Raw genomic sequence first — 17,306 nt, 5'->3', positions numbered from 1 at the left:
ATATAAATATAATGGTGACTCCTAGGGGAATCGAACCCCTGTTACCACCGTGAAAGGGTGGTGTCTTGACCGCTTGACCAAGGAGCCTTATTAAGTTTTTAATGGAGCTGGCAATAGGACTTGAACCTACAACCTGCTGATTACAAGTCAGCTGCTCTACCAATTGAGCCATGCCAGCAAAATGGCGACCCAGAAGGGACTCGAACCCTCGACCTCCGGCGTGACAGGCCGGCACTCTAACCAACTGAGCCACTGGGCCATTTATATGGTGGGCACAACAGGGCTCGAACCTGTGACCCCCTGCTTGTAAGGCAGATGCTCTCCCAGCTGAGCTATGCGCCCATATAAATAAATGGTGACTCCTAGGGGAATCGAACCCCTGTTACCACCGTGAAAGGGTGGTGTCTTGACCGCTTGACCAAGGAGCCTTATTAAGTTTTATCAGCTTTTTTTGTTTGGTCTCTCGAGCTGACAAGTAATATAATACAAGATTATTCTTCATATGTCAACAACTTTTTTTAATTTTTTTTTATTTTTTCTTAAAACACTAGTATTTATGCCATTTATATTATTTATCAGTATATCCTAACGTTTGTAATATTATAAGTGCAGTATCTTCTATAGCTCTTTGAGTAACATCTATAGTTTTACATCCTAATCGCTTTATTATTTTATCTTCATACTCCATTTCTTCTAAAACCCTCTCAGGATTAGCATAATTAATTTGGTACTGCTGCATATTAAACTTTAGTAACCTATGTTTTCGAATTTCTATTAATTCTATAGGGTTTACTGTTAATGCTATTATCTTTTTTTTATCTACTTCAAATAATTCCTTGGGTACTTTAATTTCTGGCATTAATGGAACATTTAAGGCTTTAATTCCTTTATTAGATAAATACATGCATAATGCTGTTTTAGATGTTCTAGAAAGCCCTATTATGATAATATCTGCATTTTTTATCCCTTCAACATTTTTGCTATCATCATATTGCATAGCAAATTGCATAGCTTCTATTCTATTATAATATTCATTATCTATATTCCAAACTGCTCCTGGCTTATATTGAGGTTTTTCTCCTAAAGCTTTAGATGCCATACTAATACATGGACCTAAAACATTATTTATTATTATTCCTCTTTCAATACATCTTTGAACTAAAAAATCTCTTACATCAGGTACTACTATATTTGATATAACCATACTATTTTGAGGGTGTTCTATACTATTCATAAACTTATTTACTTCTTCTGTGTTTTTTATATAGGGTACTCTTTTAACCATTATTTTAGAATTAAATTGGCTGGCAGTTGCTCTTGCTACTTGCTCTGCTGTTTCTCCAATAGAATCAGAAACTGCATATATTTTTAACATAAAAACACCTTCTTTCTTATTATTTAATTTTCCTTTTTATACTTTACTTATTCAAATTTCCACAATAAATAATATTATTTTTCTACATAATGATTATATTCAAATTATATCAAACCTTTTTTAATATATGAAAATAAATTAGTTATTTCAAATTTTACATCTATTAAATTTCAAAAACAAATACTAATATTTTTCTTACAGAAAAACTTTATTTAATTTATAATTACTCGATTTTCAAAAGATTGTTTTTGAAAATTTTCATTATTTGTACCTTCTACTTTATACTTTTTACTTTTTACTCTATATCTATGTTACACAATATATAACTATCTAACATAACTTTTGTTTTTATCCTATAGAAATTAAAGTAGTTACTATTAAAAATTATGTATTTAAGGTAGAATATATTGAAGAGAATACATTTAAAGGGGAGATTTGTTTTGAAACATAATACTATAGTTATTGGTGGTGGTGCTTCTGGGATAATGGCAGCCTTAACTGCTAAAGATATGGGCTGTGATGTTGCTATTTTAGAAGGCTCAAACAGAATAGGCAAAAAAATTTTAACCACTGGTAACGGAAGATGTAATATAACAAACGAAAACATTCATATTTCAAAATATAACAGCAGTAATCAAAATTTTTTTGAAAAAGTATTACAAAGTTTTACATATAAAGATACTATTAATTTTTTTAATATTTTAGGATTACCCCTTATAACTTTAGAAAATGGTAAAATGTATCCTATGTCTTTACAGGCATCTTCTGTATTAGATATTCTACGCCTATCATTATCTGAAAAGGATATACCTATATATTTAAATACAAAAGTATTAGAAATACAGCAATCTAAAAAAGGATTTAAACTATATACTAACTCAGATGAAACATTTAAATGTACTAAATTGATCATAGCTACCGGCGGTAAATCATATCCTAATACAGGCTCTGATGGTTCTGCATTTAAATTAATCAGAAAGTTAGGTCATAATATAATCAAACCTATCCCTGCACTAGTTCAATTAAAACTTAACTATAAACACTTAAAAGCATTGGCTGGTATTAAATTTGATGGTTTTGCAGAAGTTATTGTAAACAACTCTTCATTAAGAAAAGAATTTGGAGAAATTCTGTTTACAAACTACGGTATATCTGGTCCCCCTATTCTTCAACTTAGCAGAATAGCTTCTTACTATATAGAAAAAGGAGACAATGTAAAATTATCAATTGACCTTATGCCTAAATTAAGCAAAGAAAATTTAGTAGATTTTCTAGAAAATCATTGGGGTATGTTTAATTATAGAAGTGTACATGATTCATTAATTGGAATACTAAATAAAAAATTAATACCTATAATTTTAAAAGAAGCTGGTGTTAATGATATACATAAGCCTTGTCTAGATTTAACTTGGAAAGAAAAAAATAATATATTTTCTTTATTAAAAGAATGGATCTTTGAAGTTATTGGTACAAATAGCTTTAACAATGCACAAGTAACTGCTGGAGGAGTCGATACTACTGAAGTCAATAATATATCTTTAGAATCAAAAATAATGCCTAACTTATATTTTTGTGGAGAAATTTTAGATGTAGATGGTGACTGCGGTGGCTTTAATCTTCAATGGGCATGGAGTTCAGGATTCACTGTAGGTAAACATGTATCTCGATAGTTTTATGTGATTTCACCGTTAAGACTCCCTCCTTTACAGGAGGTGAGTTAAGCGGTTCTACCCCCTACATAAAAACTTCTAAACCTTAAATGAAACAAAAACTTTACTTAAAACTAAAAATCTTCTCTATCTCCATTCTGTCTGAAGTACTGTAAGCTCATTTTCATTTTTATCTTGAATTTTATGTATACAAATAACTTCATTTTCTTTTTCTATAATTTGAGTACGCACTTTTACAACAACTCCATATTCAACTTCCTTTACATATTTAACCTTTACTCTTTTTAATTCATATTTCAATACTATATCTTTTGGTACAGTTTCTATTGCCCATGCTACATATTTTACATTATTGACATGTTTATTAGTATCAATATCACTATACCTTACATTAAATCTTGCTTCTGTATCTATTCTATCTAATTTTTTTATTTTACTTATCTTTAGGCTTTTTTGCTCCACCTTTGATATATTAAAAGCATCATACATAAAATCAGGAATCCTAATAGGTTTTCTTTTTTCAATGTTTATTAAAAGCCATATAGAATCTGCTTCAGCTATTATTTCTCCATTGCTATCTACTATTTCATACTTTCTATAAGCATAAAATTTTTTAAGTCCATAAGCCCAAGTTCTTACTTTTATTTTTTCATTGTATAATGGATATCTATGTATTTTTATATCCCATTTATAGAGTACCCATGCAATCTTTTTTTCTTTGAGAAAATCTAACCCCATATTTATATCTTGAATTTGCTGAATAGCAATATCACTAAAATAATTCATTAAATTTGTAATAAGTACTCTATTTTTATAATCAATTTCATAATAATGGATATTGTAATATTTTTCTGTAACTACACTTAACATACCATACTCTCCCCTCACTAATAGAAGCTATATACATTATAATACCAAATTTAATAAAATATTCATATAAAAATCTTACATATATTCAAAAAGTTTAGTTATTTTTTTAACAAATTTTTAAAAAAGTATTTTTTTTAAATAAAAAAAATGATAAAATACATAATTGATCGGTATTCTTTATAAAGAAACCGAACAATAAAACCATAAAGGATCATAAGAACAAGTTCGTCTTGTATCCTTAAAGGAATAAGAACGGAGGTTAATAGTATGAATATCAATTCTTCAACTAATAGGAATTTATCAAACAGAACGACAAAAACTAGAAAACTTACTACAATAGGGATGCTTTCAGCTATCTCTATAGTACTTGGTTTAACTGGATATGGGTTCATTCCTCTTCCAGGTATCAAAGCTACAATAATGCATGTACCTGTAATTATAGGTGCTATACTAGAAGGGCCTGTAGTAGGTATGACCATAGGTCTTATCTTTGGTATTTTTAGTATATTTCAAAATATGGCTGTACCTTCTTTATTATCATTCGCTTTAATAAATCCTTTAGTATCTGTACTTCCAAGAGTAATAATAGGAATTACTTCTTACTATTGCTATAGAATATTCCCTGGGAAGGAAGAAAATCCTGTAAAAATAGGAGTAGGAGCTTTCATCGGTTCACTAACTAATACTATTGGAGTTTTAGGAATGATTTATGTTTTATATGCAGCTCGTTTTGCACAAGCAAAACATATGGATCCTAGTCTAGTTGGTAAAACAATTTTAGGTATAGCAGCAGGTAACGGTATACCAGAAGCTATAGTAGCAATGTTTATAACTATTCCTGTTGTATTAGCTATTAAAAAGATAAAAAAATAATGTGAAAATTATTATATATAAAATGCTAATAAGCTGTTGACAACATGTATTTGTCAACAGCTTATGTATTAAAAATAAATTCCTAAACATGTATAAAAATCACACAATTTCTTAGTAATATCAAAATAAATATTTGATTCACTTTTTATACACTATTTGTTTAAAGCTTCTACTAACTTGTTTATATCCATTCCATGAACCATAGCTGCCTCTTCAAGTGTTTCAGCTTGAGCAGATGGACATCCTACACATCCCATTCCAAAACTCATTAATATTTCTACTGATTCTGGATATTCTCTAACTATTTTACCTATTGTCATATCCTTTGTTATTTTCATATATATCACCTCTTTTCCTTGCAGTTTTCATTTTATCATAATTTTTTTTACAAATATATACTTTCAAAATTATTTTTGAAAATTTCTATTAAGTTATGTAACTTTATGTTTAAGTATTCATTGAAATTATTTTATATAATAGAAATATTTTATTTTTAAGATTCTTTTAAGCTAACTATAGTATAATTTTCAATATACCAATAATAAAAGGAGCTAACTTAAATGAAACAACAAACAAAAAAATTAAATTTAATTGTTAAAATTTATTTTATACTTTCTATTATCTTTACTTCAATTGCCTTATTCTTTTTTGTATTAGGAGCTTTTATATCAAAAAATACTCTAAATCCTTTCAATATTAGTTTATTTATAGGAATATATGTATTTTCCATAATATCTTCTATAGGAATTTTGTTTTGTAAGAGATGGTCAATATGGACTTATTTACTTATTTCAATCATTGATTTATTTACTAGGATAATAAATCACAATTATATATCTGCATTAATTAAGTTCGTAATTATTATCTTAATTATGTACGGTACAAGAAACATATGGAAAAGCAATTCTAATAAAGAAGATGAAGAATATATTGAGGAAATTTAAAGGTATAGGTTTTTAAACCTATACCTTTTTTAATAATATTTAGTTATATGCTTTATATATTATTTATTATAATTCACTTACTTTTATAGTTTGATCTCTTCTTGGACCAACTGATACTATTGAAACTTTAGTGCCTGTAAATTCTTCTATCTTCTTCAAATATTTTTTTGCATTTTCTGGGAGTTCTTCGTAACTTCTTGCATCTGCAATACTTTCATCCCATCCGTCGAATTCTTCATATACAGGTTTACATTGTGCTAATGATTTAAGACTTGCTGGGAAGTAATCTATTACTTTTCCGTTAAATTTATATCCTACACATACTTTTATCTTATCAAGTCCTGCTAAAGTATCTATTTTTGTTACTGCAAAACTAGTAAGTCCTGATACTCTTGCTGAACTTTTTAATATTACAAGGTCAAGCCATCCACATCTTCTTGCTCTTCCTGTTGTAACTCCATATTCATGACCTTTATCTCTTAACCATTGACCCATTTCATCAAAAAGTTCTGTAGGGAAAGGTCCTTTTCCTACTCTTGTTGTATATGCTTTTGCTATACCTACTGCACTATTGACCATAGTTGGTCCTATTCCTGCACCTGTACAAACTCCACCAGCTATAGTATTTGAAGAAGTTACATATGGATATGTTCCATAATCTATATCAAGTAAAGTACCTTGTGCACCTTCAAACAATACATTTTTTCCATCTTTAATTTCGTCATAAACTTTTACAGATATATCTGTAACAAAAGGTCTTATTCTTTCTGCAAAATCTAAATATTGTTTATATATTTTATCAAAATCAAGAGCTTCTCCACCAAAAACTTTTGTTATTATTTCATTTTTTACTGAAAGAGCAGCTTCTAGTTTTTCTTTAAAAGTATCTTTTTCTAAAATATCACAAACTCTTATTCCGCTTCTTTCCATTTTATCTGTATAACAAGGTCCTATACCTTTACCTGTAGTTCCGATATCATTTTTACCTCTTACTTTTTCTTTCATTCCATCTAATGCTCTATGATATGGCATTATTACTTGAGCTCTATCACTTATTAATAATTTCTCTGGTGTTATTTTTACTCCTAATCCTTCTAGATATTCAATTTCTTCGAATAATGCTTCAGGATTTAAAACTACACCATTTCCTATTATGTTTACTTTATCGTCATATAATATACCTGATGGTATTAAATGTAGCTTATACTGTTTATCTCCTACTTCTACAGTATGTCCTGCATTGTTTCCTCCTTGAAATCTTACAACTACATTAGCATCTTCTGCTAAGTAATCAGTCATTTTTCCTTTTCCTTCATCGCCCCATTGAGCACCTAATACTATAAATGAAGACATTTAAACTCCTCACTTTCCTATTCTCTATTAAGAGATTATTAAAATTTTTCATATACATTATACAATTATACACTTATTTTTTAATAATAAATATACATTTATTTTAAATAAAATTATTTTTATTCTTTACTTACAATATCTCTAGCAACAACAACTCCTGTAGCTGATGCTTGCATAAGTCCTCTTGTTATACCTGCTCCATCACCTATTGTATAAAAATTTTGTATAGGTGTTTCAAAATTATCATTAGTATCAAACTTACTTGAATAGAATTTAACTTCTACTCCATAAAGTAACGTATTTTTACTATATAACCCTGGAGCTATATTATCAAAAGCTTTTAATGCTTCTACTATCGACACTAAATGTCTTTGTGGTAATACAAAGCTCAAGTCTCCAGGAACAGCAGACTTAAGTGTTGGAGTAGTTGTAGATTTCTTAATTCTTGATGCATTAGTTCTTCTTCCTCTTACTAAATCACCAAGTCTTTGAACCATTATTTCATTATCTGCCAACATATTACCAAGCTTTGCAATATATTTACCATATTCTATAGGCTGATCAAACGGTTCAGTAAAAGTAGTTGAAACTAAAACTGCAAAATTAGTGTTTTCAGTTCTAAGTTCTGTTTCAGAGTAACTATGTCCATTTACCACAGCTATTTTCCCATCATCATAATGTTCTTCTGATACAACTCCACCTGGATTCATACAAAATGTTCTAACTTTATTATCAAAAGTATCAGAATAATAAACAAGTTTTGCTTCATATAAATCTTTTGTTAAGTGATCCATTATTGAATTAGGAACTTCTACTCTAACTCCTATATCAACTGCATTATTAGTTACTTTTAAATTTAATTTTTTTGATTCTTTAGAAAGCCACTCTGCACCGCCTCTTCCAGGTGCTGCAATTATATATTTAGCTTTTACTACCTTTTCTTCTTTTTTATTTTTAAGCTTTACTCCTACAATTTTGTTATCTTCAACAATTATGTCTGACGCTTCTGTAAGTTCTTCAAATTCTGTATTAGTATTATCCATTAAATGATAATACATTTTCTTTAAAACTTCATAAGCAAGTTCTGTTCCTAAATGCCTTACAGGACATTCTACAAGTTTTATATTATATTTGCTTGCTTCATATTTTATTTCATCTACTCTTTCGTTATTTAAGCCATGAACTTCCTTATTTGCTCCAAAATCTAGATATATATCATCACAATATTTTATTAACTCTCTTGATTTATCTTCTGAAAAATATTCAAGTAATCTTCCTCCCACTTCTGGACTTAATGAGAGTTTACCATCTGAAAACGCTCCCGCTCCAGACCATCCATATGTTATACCACATGGATTACAGTTTATGCATTTACCAGTTTTTCTTGCGGGACACTTTCTATCTTCTATATTTCTTCCTTTATCTACTATTAAAACATTTAATTTAGAATTTAGTTTTGTAACTTCTAGTGCAGTAAATATTCCAGCTGGACCTGCACCTATAATAATAATATCATAATTATTTTTCAAGCGTATCCCCTCCATGTTTATACTACCAAAGCTATTTTATAGAGTCAATAGTTTTTACGAATAATTTATTTATTTTTTATTAAATAATTCGTATTTATATTATGTCTTAAATTACCTATTTGACTGTTCTTACTCATCTTATATAATATTAAGTATAGCTAAGAAAAAATAGTTATCCAATTATTAAAATTTAATATCGTATTATTCTATATAAATATATAATTTACACTTGGGAATAATATTATTAATCAATGTTAAAGGATGTGAAAAAATGAATATCCCTAATGTCTTAACTCTAATTAGATTTTTCTTAATTCCATTTTTTATACTAGTATTTTTCTCTACTACTAATAATAGTTTACTATATTCAATACTTATATTTTTAACTGCTGGCTTTACAGATATATTAGATGGATATCTTGCAAGAAAATATAACTTAATAACAAAATGGGGAATTGTAATGGATCCTTTAGCTGATAAATTGATGTTAATAACTGTATTGACATGTTTAGTAATAAAAAATTATATACCTTTATGGGTACTTTTAATAATTATTTTTAAAGAATTAGCTATGATAGTTGGTGGAACATTATTATACAACAAAGACATGGTTATTCCTTCAAATACATTTGGAAAACTTTCTACTTTTTTATTTTACATCTCTATCTTTACATTGACTTTTAACGAAATACTTGGAAAGCTATTAATATATATTTCTGTTATAAGTGCATTAATTGCTTTTGTTAATTACCTAGTACTTTATAATAGAAAATTGAAAAATTAACATAAGAACTATTCTTCCCATATATCTTGTGTCAATTTTTCTATTTCTTCTTTTCTCTTTTGTCTCTTCATAATCTATTGTTATAGTACTATCAATATTTAAAACATCACCTTCTTTAGCATCTTGTGGTATTTCATCTTTGCATATATCAATGATATCCCCGTTATCCTTTTCTATTACAACATATTGTCCTTCAAATCTATCTATTACACCTTTCATAGTTTAATAACTCCTTTCTAACATATAAAATTAATAACTTACAATATTTATAATATCATAATTATAGTACTTTTTATTCTTTTATAAACATCTTAAGTTATACTTTTGTCATATTTTCACAGTCTAACATATACTAATATTGATTAAATTATTTTTAGGAGGAATATCGTTGTATTCAGAACCATATATTAGGTATCCTTTAACATCTAATAATTCTTTAGAAAAATCTTTAGAATTAATCAATAATAGTATATCCAATAAAAAAAATGATGAATTATTTTATAATCGGTTAATACACACCACCCCTACAGCAAAAGATTCAACTATTATGCCCAAAACTAGCTTTACAACTGAAGAATCAATGGAAATTGCAAAGCAACTTGGTATTGATTTTACAAAAGAAAAATTTGACTTAGAACAATTTAAAATAGGATTGGATACTGAACTAGAACATGGAAGAAAATATTTTCCTACTAATGTTACAGAAGATAATCCTGTTATTACAGGTAAAATAGCATTAGCACATTTAAGAGAATTTCCTGATTACTATACTAGGCTTACAAAGCTTGAAGAAGAAGCAAATGCATATTGGAATGTAATGAATACAAAAGACTATACACCAGACCAATGGGTAATGTATATTGAACCTTTAGTTAAACGTGCATTAGCAGAATATAACGAAGGAATAAATTTAGAGCATCTATTTCAAGAATTTATTTTGTCAGGAGTTTTAGTAGGATTAGGTAAAAAACCTCAAGAAGCCATAGAACAAGTAGAACAATGGGAAAAAACAGGGCAATCCCAACTATTGAAACAAAGTAAAATGAAAAATAATTAAAACTTGTGTCATTATAGATGAACATATATTTTACTAAACTCACTCTAAAATATCTATTTTCAAAACTTAGAAAAGACTCAGCCTAAAATTAGACTGAGTCTTTTTGTATAAACATTTAATTTTATATTTTTTTCCCAACAAATTCATCAAAATCTGGGAATCTTTTTTTAGCTAAATCAATCCCTTTATCTATTGACAGACAATGTGAAATAACTTGAAAAGGTATGACTAATTCTAATGCACTAAAATATTTATTTCCTACACAAGGTAATTTTATATCTCCTTCTTTTCCAACTAAATAAGAACAACTTATCTTTGTTTTTAAATATTTATCTAATATTTGAGATTTTGTTTTTGATTCATCTTCTGATTCAATAATAAACATACATGCTTCATCTGACAAAGCATTTTGAGGCCCATGCATATATTCTTCTAATTCATAATTATTAGTAACACATTTAACTGTTTCAACTATCTTCAAACTTCCTTCAATTGCAGTTCCTAAATTTGGTCCAGTTCCAATAATAAATATATTATTTCTGGAAATCAACGCCTGCTTATTATCCTCATACCATTTTTTAGATATATCAATTAACTTATCAAAATTATTAGATATTTCTTCTAAATTTTCAACATATTCTTTATAATCCTTATCACTTATTTTACCTTGTGTTAAACCTAATTCTAAAGCTAATAAGTACAAATCTATTAAAGTTGAACTATATCCTTTTGTTCTATAAATAACTTTTTCTTCACCACAACTCATATCTAATGATACATCGCTTAATTTAGAAATAGAACTATTTAAATCTGATGTTATTGAAAAATTTATTAAATTCATTTCCTTAACTTTTGATAATGCTTCATATGTTAATCGACTTTGTCCAGTTTGTGATATAGCAATATATAGAGCATTTTTATTAAGTATATTTTCATAATTCTTAAATAAATTTGGAAATTCACATCTTACTTTTACATTTAAAACTTTCTCTATAAAATATTTTGCTGTAACTGCTGCATTATTAGATGTTCCAGAGCCTATAAATACAATTTCATCAAATGATTTTTCTGATATTTTTTCAACTAATGGTTTAAATATTTTCTTTCTTTCTGAAATAATATATTTTAATACCTCTGGTGTTTCTTTAACATAATCATACATATTCATATTTAGTCTCTCCTTCATAATATGCCATTTCTACAATATGCCTATAAATTTTCCTATAATACCGAAAATTAATATAGCTACTAATACAACATTAACTTTCCTTCCTTTTTCAAGTTGTTTATAACAACAAAATGTTAAAGCTAAAGGCAATGCTCCTGGTAGTATTTGGTTTAATATATCTTGCAATTTTACAGTTGCACCACCTAAATTAACTACAAATGGTGTTGTAAAATTAACCATTGAAACTGTCATAGCTCCTACGACCATTAAACCAACTATTGTTGCTGATTTAGAAATCTTATTCATAGTTCCACTTTCATATGCATTTTCTAAAAATTTAGCTCCTAAATTAAACCCTAAAAATGTACCAAAATAACGAACAATAATATGTGGTATGTTAAACAATAATAAAAACATAAGTGGTGCTAAAGCACTTCCTTGTTGTGCTAATTGAACACCAATACCAGCTGCAATGATTCTAAATGTTCCCCAAAAGAAAGAATCTCCTACCCCAGCCATAGGTCCCATTAAACCAACTTTAACTGCATTAATTGAAGACGTATCAACATTACCTTTTTCAGCATTTTGCTTCTCCATAGATGCTGCCATTCCCATTATAAACGAAGAAACATGAGGTGTTGTATTAAATAATGCCATATGCCTTTTTAATGCTTCAGCTTTTTCTTCTTTATTTTTATAATATTTATTTATAACCGGAATCATAGAATATGCAAAACCAAGTGCCTGCATCTTTTCATAGTTGAAAGAACATTCTAAAGTAAATGAACGTCTAAAAACTTTTTTCAATAATTTTTTATCCTCTGGTGAAATATTCGTATTATTAGTCATCAAAAAGCACCTCCTCTTCACTTTTTTCAACAACATTTTTATCTTTTGAATCCGTTAGAAATACTAATATTATAGAAACAATAATTCCAAATAATGCTACTCCCATAATTGGTAATTTCAAATATGCTGCTAAAACAAATCCAAAGAAATAAAATACAGCTAACTTCTTTGAAATCATCATTTTAATAAGTAATGCAAATCCTACTGCTGGTAATAATCCTGCTGATGCTTTCATTCCTGTTAAAATAACTTTCGGAATACTATTTACAAACATCTTCATAGCATCTGCACCAATTAATATAGAAACAAATGCAATAGTACCCATTGTTATTAACATTATTGCATATGAAATCCAATGTATTCGCTCCATGCCTTTGGTATCTCCAGCTTCAGCATAAGCTATTGCCTTAGGCATAAAACTTGCTCTAAGAATATTAATTCCTATTTTTGCTGCTTGTGATAACATAGCTATAGGTAATGCTAATGCCAATGCTATCTCTGGACCACTTTTTGTCATAATAGCGAATGCTGTACCCAATACACTACCTGTTACTGTATCTGGTGGTGTAGCTGCACCTATTGTAACAACTCCCATAAACACCAATTCTAATGTAGCTCCAATCATAATACCTGTTTGTAAATCACCTAATACTAATCCTACTAATGGTGCTAAAACTATAGGTCTGTTTATCATTATTCCTCCAAAGAAATAATCACAATACCCAAATATATTAATTAAACCAATTAAAAAAGCTTCGAGCATGATTTCTCCTCCTTTATTTTAATAATTCACAAATACACTTTTTACTTTCTGTTGGAACTTGACGTATTTCTACCTCTATTCCCATTTCAATAAGTTTGTTAAATCTTTGAATATCTTCATCATTAATAAATACAGCTCTCGTTAACATTTGTTTTCCTTCTTCTTTTCTTATTCCTCCAACATTAATATGTTGAATCGTTTTCGTTTTTTGTGAAAGTCTTAAAGCATCTTTAGTATTTTTTACAACAACAAATATTGACATATCTTGAGTTTTAGGATGTTCTAATAACTTTACTGCATCATCAATTGATTTTATAGCTAACTTTACTTCTGGTGGTGCTGCCATTTTAATACTCATTTTTATTAATGGATCTTTTACTACTTCATCATTTACAACAACAATAGCATCTACTCCCAAAGATTTAGTCCACGCAAATGCAACTTGTCCATGTAAAAGACGATCATCAATTCTTAACAATTTAACCATTCTTCTTTACCCCCTTCCTCATAATTTTGTTTAACCAAATCATTTGTAAAAACAATACTTTTTTTAGATTTTTCTAATACCTCTCTTATTCCCTCTTGTATTGAACTTGTTTCACTAATTAAAAACAATTCCAAAACCATAGATAAATTCATACCAGAAACAATATACACTCTTTCACACTTAATAAGTTGTGATAATGCAGTATAAACACTTCCTCCTACAATATCTGTGATAATTATATAATCTCTATTAGGATCTTGTGCTATCATTTCTTTTATATCTTCAGCAAAATTCTGAGGATGTTCTCCTGGTTTTAAGCAAAAAACTTTTACATTTTCCTGTTTTCCAATAATCATTTCAGCAGAACTTAAAATACCTTCTGCTAATTTTCCATGCGATGCTAAAATATAAGTTCTCATGTCTATTCTCTCCTCGTTATATTAATTTTTTCTTTATGTCTTTATATACAGCAAAAAGCGTGCCAAAATATCTGTCGATACTCTAACACGCTTTTTTCTAAAAGATTAATCCTTAAATATCACATTCATTAGAAATAATATCATAAATATATCCAATTTCCGTTTCTGGGATTTCGACACTATATACTTTTTCTATGACACTAAAACTATCTTTTACTTTTTCTATAAATGTTTTATGTTTAATTTTAAAATTATCAATATCAGAATATGTCTTTATAGGATTTTTCATAATTAACCTTTCAATTAAACAGCTCAAATGAATATACAATCCTATAATGCTTTTATTATTTAATCTCTTTTCTAAAATAACTTGTAATTTATTTAATGCTTCTTCAATATAATCAAGAATTTTATCTGCATTAAGAATGGTTAAATGATTTAAAACATTTTGAAGTGAAAAGTTCTTTACTATATTTTTGTTTAACATCTCTAATTCTTCTTCACTCAAATATTTTATTAACACTTGTTTTAATTGTTCAATTCCTTTTCCAGAAATAATATCTTCAATTCCTACAAACGAGATACCTTCCATATTAGGATTTATAGTTCCTATAATAAGTTCAATATTATATTTATCAAAAAGTTCTTGCTTTTTATCTTTATCTAATAACTTTTTATAGTCATATGCTATTATTTGCAAATCAACTTTTGATGGAATACTAGTCTTTAATAACTCTGAAAATTTTTCTGCAGTACCTATTCCAGTTGCACAAACCGTTAATATTGTATTATTTTTATCCTTAGGATAAATAATTTTATAAGATGAATATATGTTTTTGCTGGCTTTGTTTAAAATATTCTCTATACTTTCTTCTTGTATTATTTGAAATCCAATATCTAGTGCTAATTTTGTAGTAATATTATTAATAATTCCAATAGTTCTATCTTCAAATATTTCAAGTCCTTTATAAATATCTTCCAAAGAACCCATATCAACTAATAAAATAACTTCTTTAAAAGTATGCATTCTATTTAAGTATCTTTTTAATCTAAAAAGAATTGTTTCTGTTGAAACATCAAGAGGCATATCAATAGCTTCAAATACATACTGTCCAATTAGTTTGTTAGTAGCATCTGCAATACTACTTGCTGTAGAATATCCATGGCTTAAAACCACCCCTAATGTCTTATTTACATTAATATTTTTGGTAACAGACTTAATATTTAAAATAAATATTATCAAATCTACAGTATCAAATTCTACATCAATATTTTTTTTAATTAAATCTACTAACTCCATTGTAATCATATATTCTTTTTGAAAATTAATCTGTAGAAAATTAACTATTCTCGTTATATCTTTTCTCTTAAAGTAATTTTCAATATTTAAATAAAATCTGATATTATCATATTCTAGTATATATTCTGATAATGCTATAATCATATTATTATAAATTTGAATTCCATACTTATTTTCTAACATATTGAAAATATTATTTAACACATGATTAATAATTTCAAATTTAGCATTCAAACTTTTATCCTTATTTCTAAAAATAAGATAATCATAATATTCATCAATATATCCCAAGCTTTTATTAACAAAAATTGTTAAATCAATTTTTTCTTGATCAAAATTATTAAAACATATAATAATTTTTTTATATAACTCCCTCAATCTATCACATCTCGTTTTATCAAATTGTATAGATTTTTTTTGATTAATTATAATTATTTCCTGTTCGTTTCTAAATGAATTAAATTCCAAATTTTGTGAATATATACTTGAAAATAATTCATTAGGTAAATGATTCATATGTATTGATAAAACATCACAATCCTTTTCTTGATGCATATATGCATTTGCACAAGTATGTTTTACACAATTTTTTAACTCCCCTACATTTCCAGTAAAACCAACACTTAACATTATGTTGAAAGCCTGATTACTAATCGCAATATTCTTTTTTATTAGTTTTGATTCTTCTAGTAAAAAAGAATAAATCATCTGTTTTCTCTCTTGTTGTGAGCGCTCTTTTAAAGAAGGAATTTGAACCGTTATAGGTATTCTTCTCAAAAACGTTTTCAACAAAACTTTCTCTAAATTTTCAGTAGTTGCAAAAATAAATCTAACATTAGAATTATACCATTTAGAATTGTCTCCAAATCTTCTATATTTACCCTTATCCATAAAAAGAAATAATTTTTCTTGCCCTTTAGCACTTAAACAATGTACCTCATCTAAAAATAAAAAGCCTCCATTAGCTTTTTCAATTAACCCTATCTTATTTGAATCTGCACCTGTAAAAGCACCTTTTACATGACCAAATAAATTTGATGTTAATAATTCTGGATTATCTGCAAATTCAGCACAATTTAAAACAATAAAAGGACTTTCTTTTTCAATAATATTATTATCAATTGCATATTCATACATAAGTTGTGCTAAAAAACTCTTACCAGAACCTGAAGGACCATTTAACAATACCGGTAATCCATCTGCAGGATAATTAACTGCTGCTTTTAACTGCTCAATTGCATAATGCAAACTTTCTTGAAATCCAATTGCTTTTTCAAAATTCACTAATTTTTTTTCCTGCTTTATAAAATTTTGTTTTAATTCTTCTAAACTTTCATATACCTTTGATTCTAACCAAATATTATACTTATGTTCTAAACTCTTTTTATGAAAAAAATAAACTGGTCTTGTTTGAACTTTTATAAGTTTTTCTTTTTGAACAAACTCATTTAAATATTGACTAATTGTATTTCTACTTAAATTAAATTTTTCACTTATATATTTTGCTGTAAAAATCTCATATTCCTCTGGATGAAATTCTAATTTTTGAGTTACTTCATTTATATAATTTAAGATTTCTTCCTTTTTCATTTTTTCCTCCTTTGTTAATTGTATTCTATTATATGTATATGGAGATTACTCTATTATTTTAATATGATTTGATGAAACTTATAAGATATGTGAATTATTTTAATAAATTACGTAAAATCCAACCTATTATTAGCTTATATATCTTTTCTTTAAAATATCAAAATACAGTACTATTTTGTCATATTCTATTTCATTTTACCATAAAACTATAAAAAACTCAGGCTGAACTAACCCGAGTAGTTATTCATATTATTCATCAAAGACTTTTTTAATTC

General features: G+C 27.3%; 17 protein-coding genes and 5 tRNA genes. 5 read left to right on the top strand and 17 right to left on the bottom strand.

The window, feature by feature from the left end:
- Positions 1–12: 12 nt before the first annotated feature.
- The 6 genes from ACFIJ5_RS00730 to ACFIJ5_RS00705 form a co-directional block, all read right to left on the bottom strand.
- Positions 13–87, bottom strand: a tRNA-Glu gene (locus tag ACFIJ5_RS00730).
- A gap of 15 nt (positions 88–102) precedes the next feature.
- A tRNA-Thr gene (locus ACFIJ5_RS00725) sits at positions 103–178 on the bottom strand.
- A 4-nt stretch (positions 179–182) separates the two neighbouring features.
- Positions 183–259: transfer RNA gene (locus ACFIJ5_RS00720), tRNA-Asp, on the bottom strand.
- A 7-nt stretch (positions 260–266) separates the two neighbouring features.
- Positions 267–342 (bottom strand) — tRNA-Val (locus tag ACFIJ5_RS00715).
- An 11-nt stretch (positions 343–353) separates the two neighbouring features.
- Positions 354–428 (bottom strand) — tRNA-Glu (locus ACFIJ5_RS00710).
- Positions 429–568: 140 nt separating this feature from the next.
- Complete coding sequence (locus tag ACFIJ5_RS00705; protein ID WP_379802730.1) at positions 569–1,375, bottom strand: pyruvate, water dikinase regulatory protein; 807 nt, start codon at positions 1,373–1,375, stop codon at positions 569–571.
- 440 nt (positions 1,376–1,815) lie between these two features.
- Between ACFIJ5_RS00705 and ACFIJ5_RS00700 the strand changes: the two genes are divergently transcribed.
- Complete coding sequence (locus ACFIJ5_RS00700; protein WP_379802728.1) at positions 1,816–3,045, top strand: BaiN/RdsA family NAD(P)/FAD-dependent oxidoreductase; 1,230 nt, start codon at positions 1,816–1,818, stop codon at positions 3,043–3,045.
- Positions 3,046–3,171: 126 nt separating this feature from the next.
- Here the strand turns inward: ACFIJ5_RS00700 and ACFIJ5_RS00695 are convergent, their stop codons facing one another.
- Positions 3,172–3,915: an acyl-[acyl-carrier-protein] thioesterase gene (locus tag ACFIJ5_RS00695; protein WP_379802727.1), complete on the bottom strand. Its 744-nt coding sequence runs from the start codon at positions 3,913–3,915 to the stop codon at positions 3,172–3,174.
- 267 nt (positions 3,916–4,182) lie between these two features.
- Here ACFIJ5_RS00695 and ACFIJ5_RS00690 point away from each other — a divergent pair, with 267 nt between their 5' ends.
- Complete coding sequence (locus ACFIJ5_RS00690) at positions 4,183–4,788, top strand: ECF transporter S component (RefSeq protein WP_379802726.1); 606 nt, start codon at positions 4,183–4,185, stop codon at positions 4,786–4,788.
- 152 nt (positions 4,789–4,940) lie between these two features.
- Here the strand turns inward: ACFIJ5_RS00690 and ACFIJ5_RS00685 are convergent, their stop codons facing one another.
- Positions 4,941–5,126: a DUF1858 domain-containing protein gene (locus ACFIJ5_RS00685; protein WP_379802725.1), complete on the bottom strand. Its 186-nt coding sequence runs from the start codon at positions 5,124–5,126 to the stop codon at positions 4,941–4,943.
- A gap of 222 nt (positions 5,127–5,348) precedes the next feature.
- Here ACFIJ5_RS00685 and ACFIJ5_RS00680 point away from each other — a divergent pair, with 222 nt between their 5' ends.
- Positions 5,349–5,732 (top strand): hypothetical protein, encoded by a 384-nt coding sequence (locus ACFIJ5_RS00680; RefSeq protein ID WP_379802724.1) that lies wholly within the window; start codon positions 5,349–5,351, stop codon positions 5,730–5,732.
- A gap of 66 nt (positions 5,733–5,798) precedes the next feature.
- Here the strand turns inward: ACFIJ5_RS00680 and ACFIJ5_RS00675 are convergent, their stop codons facing one another.
- Positions 5,799–7,085: an adenylosuccinate synthase gene (locus ACFIJ5_RS00675; RefSeq protein ID WP_379802723.1), complete on the bottom strand. Its 1,287-nt coding sequence runs from the start codon at positions 7,083–7,085 to the stop codon at positions 5,799–5,801.
- A gap of 119 nt (positions 7,086–7,204) precedes the next feature.
- Positions 7,205–8,614: an NAD(P)/FAD-dependent oxidoreductase gene (locus tag ACFIJ5_RS00670; RefSeq protein ID WP_379802721.1), complete on the bottom strand. Its 1,410-nt coding sequence runs from the start codon at positions 8,612–8,614 to the stop codon at positions 7,205–7,207.
- Positions 8,615–8,885: 271 nt separating this feature from the next.
- Between ACFIJ5_RS00670 and pgsA the strand changes: the two genes are divergently transcribed.
- Positions 8,886–9,398 carry a CDP-diacylglycerol--glycerol-3-phosphate 3-phosphatidyltransferase gene (gene pgsA / locus ACFIJ5_RS00665; protein WP_379802719.1) on the top strand — a complete coding sequence of 171 codons (513 nt, stop codon included), beginning with the start codon at positions 8,886–8,888 and terminating at the stop codon, positions 9,396–9,398.
- Here the strand turns inward: pgsA and ACFIJ5_RS00660 are convergent.
- On the bottom strand, positions 9,366–9,617 hold the full coding sequence (locus ACFIJ5_RS00660; protein WP_379802718.1) for a DUF3006 domain-containing protein: 252 nt from the start codon (positions 9,615–9,617) through the stop codon (positions 9,366–9,368). The two genes, pgsA and ACFIJ5_RS00660, sit on opposite strands and share 33 nt — an antisense overlap.
- A 169-nt stretch (positions 9,618–9,786) precedes the next feature.
- Between ACFIJ5_RS00660 and ACFIJ5_RS00655 the strand changes: the two genes are divergently transcribed.
- Positions 9,787–10,455: a DUF5661 family protein gene (locus ACFIJ5_RS00655; protein WP_379802716.1), complete on the top strand. Its 669-nt coding sequence runs from the start codon at positions 9,787–9,789 to the stop codon at positions 10,453–10,455.
- 121 nt (positions 10,456–10,576) lie between these two features.
- On the opposite strand, the gene ACFIJ5_RS00650 is transcribed toward ACFIJ5_RS00655, so the two are convergent.
- From ACFIJ5_RS00650 to ACFIJ5_RS00625, 6 genes are all read right to left on the bottom strand, one after another.
- Positions 10,577–11,623, bottom strand: coding sequence for an SIS domain-containing protein (locus ACFIJ5_RS00650; RefSeq protein ID WP_379802715.1), 1,047 nt, complete (start codon positions 11,621–11,623; stop codon positions 10,577–10,579).
- 30 nt (positions 11,624–11,653) lie between these two features.
- Entirely contained in the window at positions 11,654–12,472 is an 819-nt protein-coding gene (locus tag ACFIJ5_RS00645; protein WP_379802713.1) for a PTS system mannose/fructose/sorbose family transporter subunit IID, read from the bottom strand.
- On the bottom strand, positions 12,465–13,235 hold the full coding sequence (locus tag ACFIJ5_RS00640) for a PTS mannose/fructose/sorbose/N-acetylgalactosamine transporter subunit IIC (RefSeq protein WP_379802711.1): 771 nt from the start codon (positions 13,233–13,235) through the stop codon (positions 12,465–12,467). Before ACFIJ5_RS00640 ends, ACFIJ5_RS00645 begins: the two co-directional genes overlap by 8 nt.
- Positions 13,236–13,248: 13 nt before the next feature.
- A complete protein-coding gene (locus ACFIJ5_RS00635) occupies positions 13,249–13,722 on the bottom strand; it encodes a PTS sugar transporter subunit IIB (RefSeq protein WP_379802709.1) in 474 nt (157 codons plus the stop codon).
- Positions 13,707–14,141 (bottom strand): PTS sugar transporter subunit IIA, encoded by a 435-nt coding sequence (locus tag ACFIJ5_RS00630; RefSeq protein ID WP_379802708.1) that lies wholly within the window; start codon positions 14,139–14,141, stop codon positions 13,707–13,709. The genes ACFIJ5_RS00635 and ACFIJ5_RS00630 overlap by 16 nt, the downstream gene beginning before the upstream one ends.
- Positions 14,142–14,253: 112 nt before the next feature.
- Positions 14,254–17,031, bottom strand: coding sequence for a sigma 54-interacting transcriptional regulator (locus ACFIJ5_RS00625; RefSeq protein ID WP_379802706.1), 2,778 nt, complete (start codon positions 17,029–17,031; stop codon positions 14,254–14,256).
- Between the last annotated feature and the right edge of the window lie 275 nt (positions 17,032–17,306).

The sequence above is a fragment of the Haloimpatiens myeolchijeotgali genome, assembly GCF_042688525.2.
Classification (GTDB): Bacteria; Bacillota; Clostridia; order Clostridiales; family Clostridiaceae; genus Haloimpatiens.
Note: the sequence above shows the minus strand (reverse complement) of the source record. Positions and strands in the feature narration are given on the sequence as shown.

Excerpts from the sequence above, each read along its gene's own strand:
- ACFIJ5_RS00705 (WP_379802730.1), bottom strand. The coding sequence starts at position 1,375 with ATGTTAAAAATATATGCAGTTTCTGATTCTATTGGAGAAACAGCAGAG.
- ACFIJ5_RS00695 (WP_379802727.1), bottom strand. The coding sequence starts at position 3,915 with ATGTTAAGTGTAGTTACAGAAAAATATTACAATATCCATTATTATGAA.
- ACFIJ5_RS00690 (WP_379802726.1), top strand. The coding sequence starts at position 4,183 with ATGAATATCAATTCTTCAACTAATAGGAATTTATCAAACAGAACGACA.
- ACFIJ5_RS00685 (WP_379802725.1), bottom strand. The coding sequence starts at position 5,126 with ATGAAAATAACAAAGGATATGACAATAGGTAAAATAGTTAGAGAATAT.
- ACFIJ5_RS00680 (WP_379802724.1), top strand. The coding sequence starts at position 5,349 with ATGAAACAACAAACAAAAAAATTAAATTTAATTGTTAAAATTTATTTT.
- ACFIJ5_RS00675 (WP_379802723.1), bottom strand. The coding sequence starts at position 7,085 with ATGTCTTCATTTATAGTATTAGGTGCTCAATGGGGCGATGAAGGAAAA.
- pgsA (WP_379802719.1), top strand. The coding sequence starts at position 8,886 with ATGAATATCCCTAATGTCTTAACTCTAATTAGATTTTTCTTAATTCCA.
- ACFIJ5_RS00660 (WP_379802718.1), bottom strand. The coding sequence starts at position 9,617 with ATGAAAGGTGTAATAGATAGATTTGAAGGACAATATGTTGTAATAGAA.
- ACFIJ5_RS00650 (WP_379802715.1), bottom strand. The coding sequence starts at position 11,623 with ATGAATATGTATGATTATGTTAAAGAAACACCAGAGGTATTAAAATAT.
- ACFIJ5_RS00645 (WP_379802713.1), bottom strand. The coding sequence starts at position 12,472 with ATGACTAATAATACGAATATTTCACCAGAGGATAAAAAATTATTGAAA.
- ACFIJ5_RS00640 (WP_379802711.1), bottom strand. The coding sequence starts at position 13,235 with ATGCTCGAAGCTTTTTTAATTGGTTTAATTAATATATTTGGGTATTGT.
- ACFIJ5_RS00635 (WP_379802709.1), bottom strand. The coding sequence starts at position 13,722 with ATGGTTAAATTGTTAAGAATTGATGATCGTCTTTTACATGGACAAGTT.
- ACFIJ5_RS00630 (WP_379802708.1), bottom strand. The coding sequence starts at position 14,141 with ATGAGAACTTATATTTTAGCATCGCATGGAAAATTAGCAGAAGGTATT.
- ACFIJ5_RS00625 (WP_379802706.1), bottom strand. The coding sequence starts at position 17,031 with ATGAAAAAGGAAGAAATCTTAAATTATATAAATGAAGTAACTCAAAAA.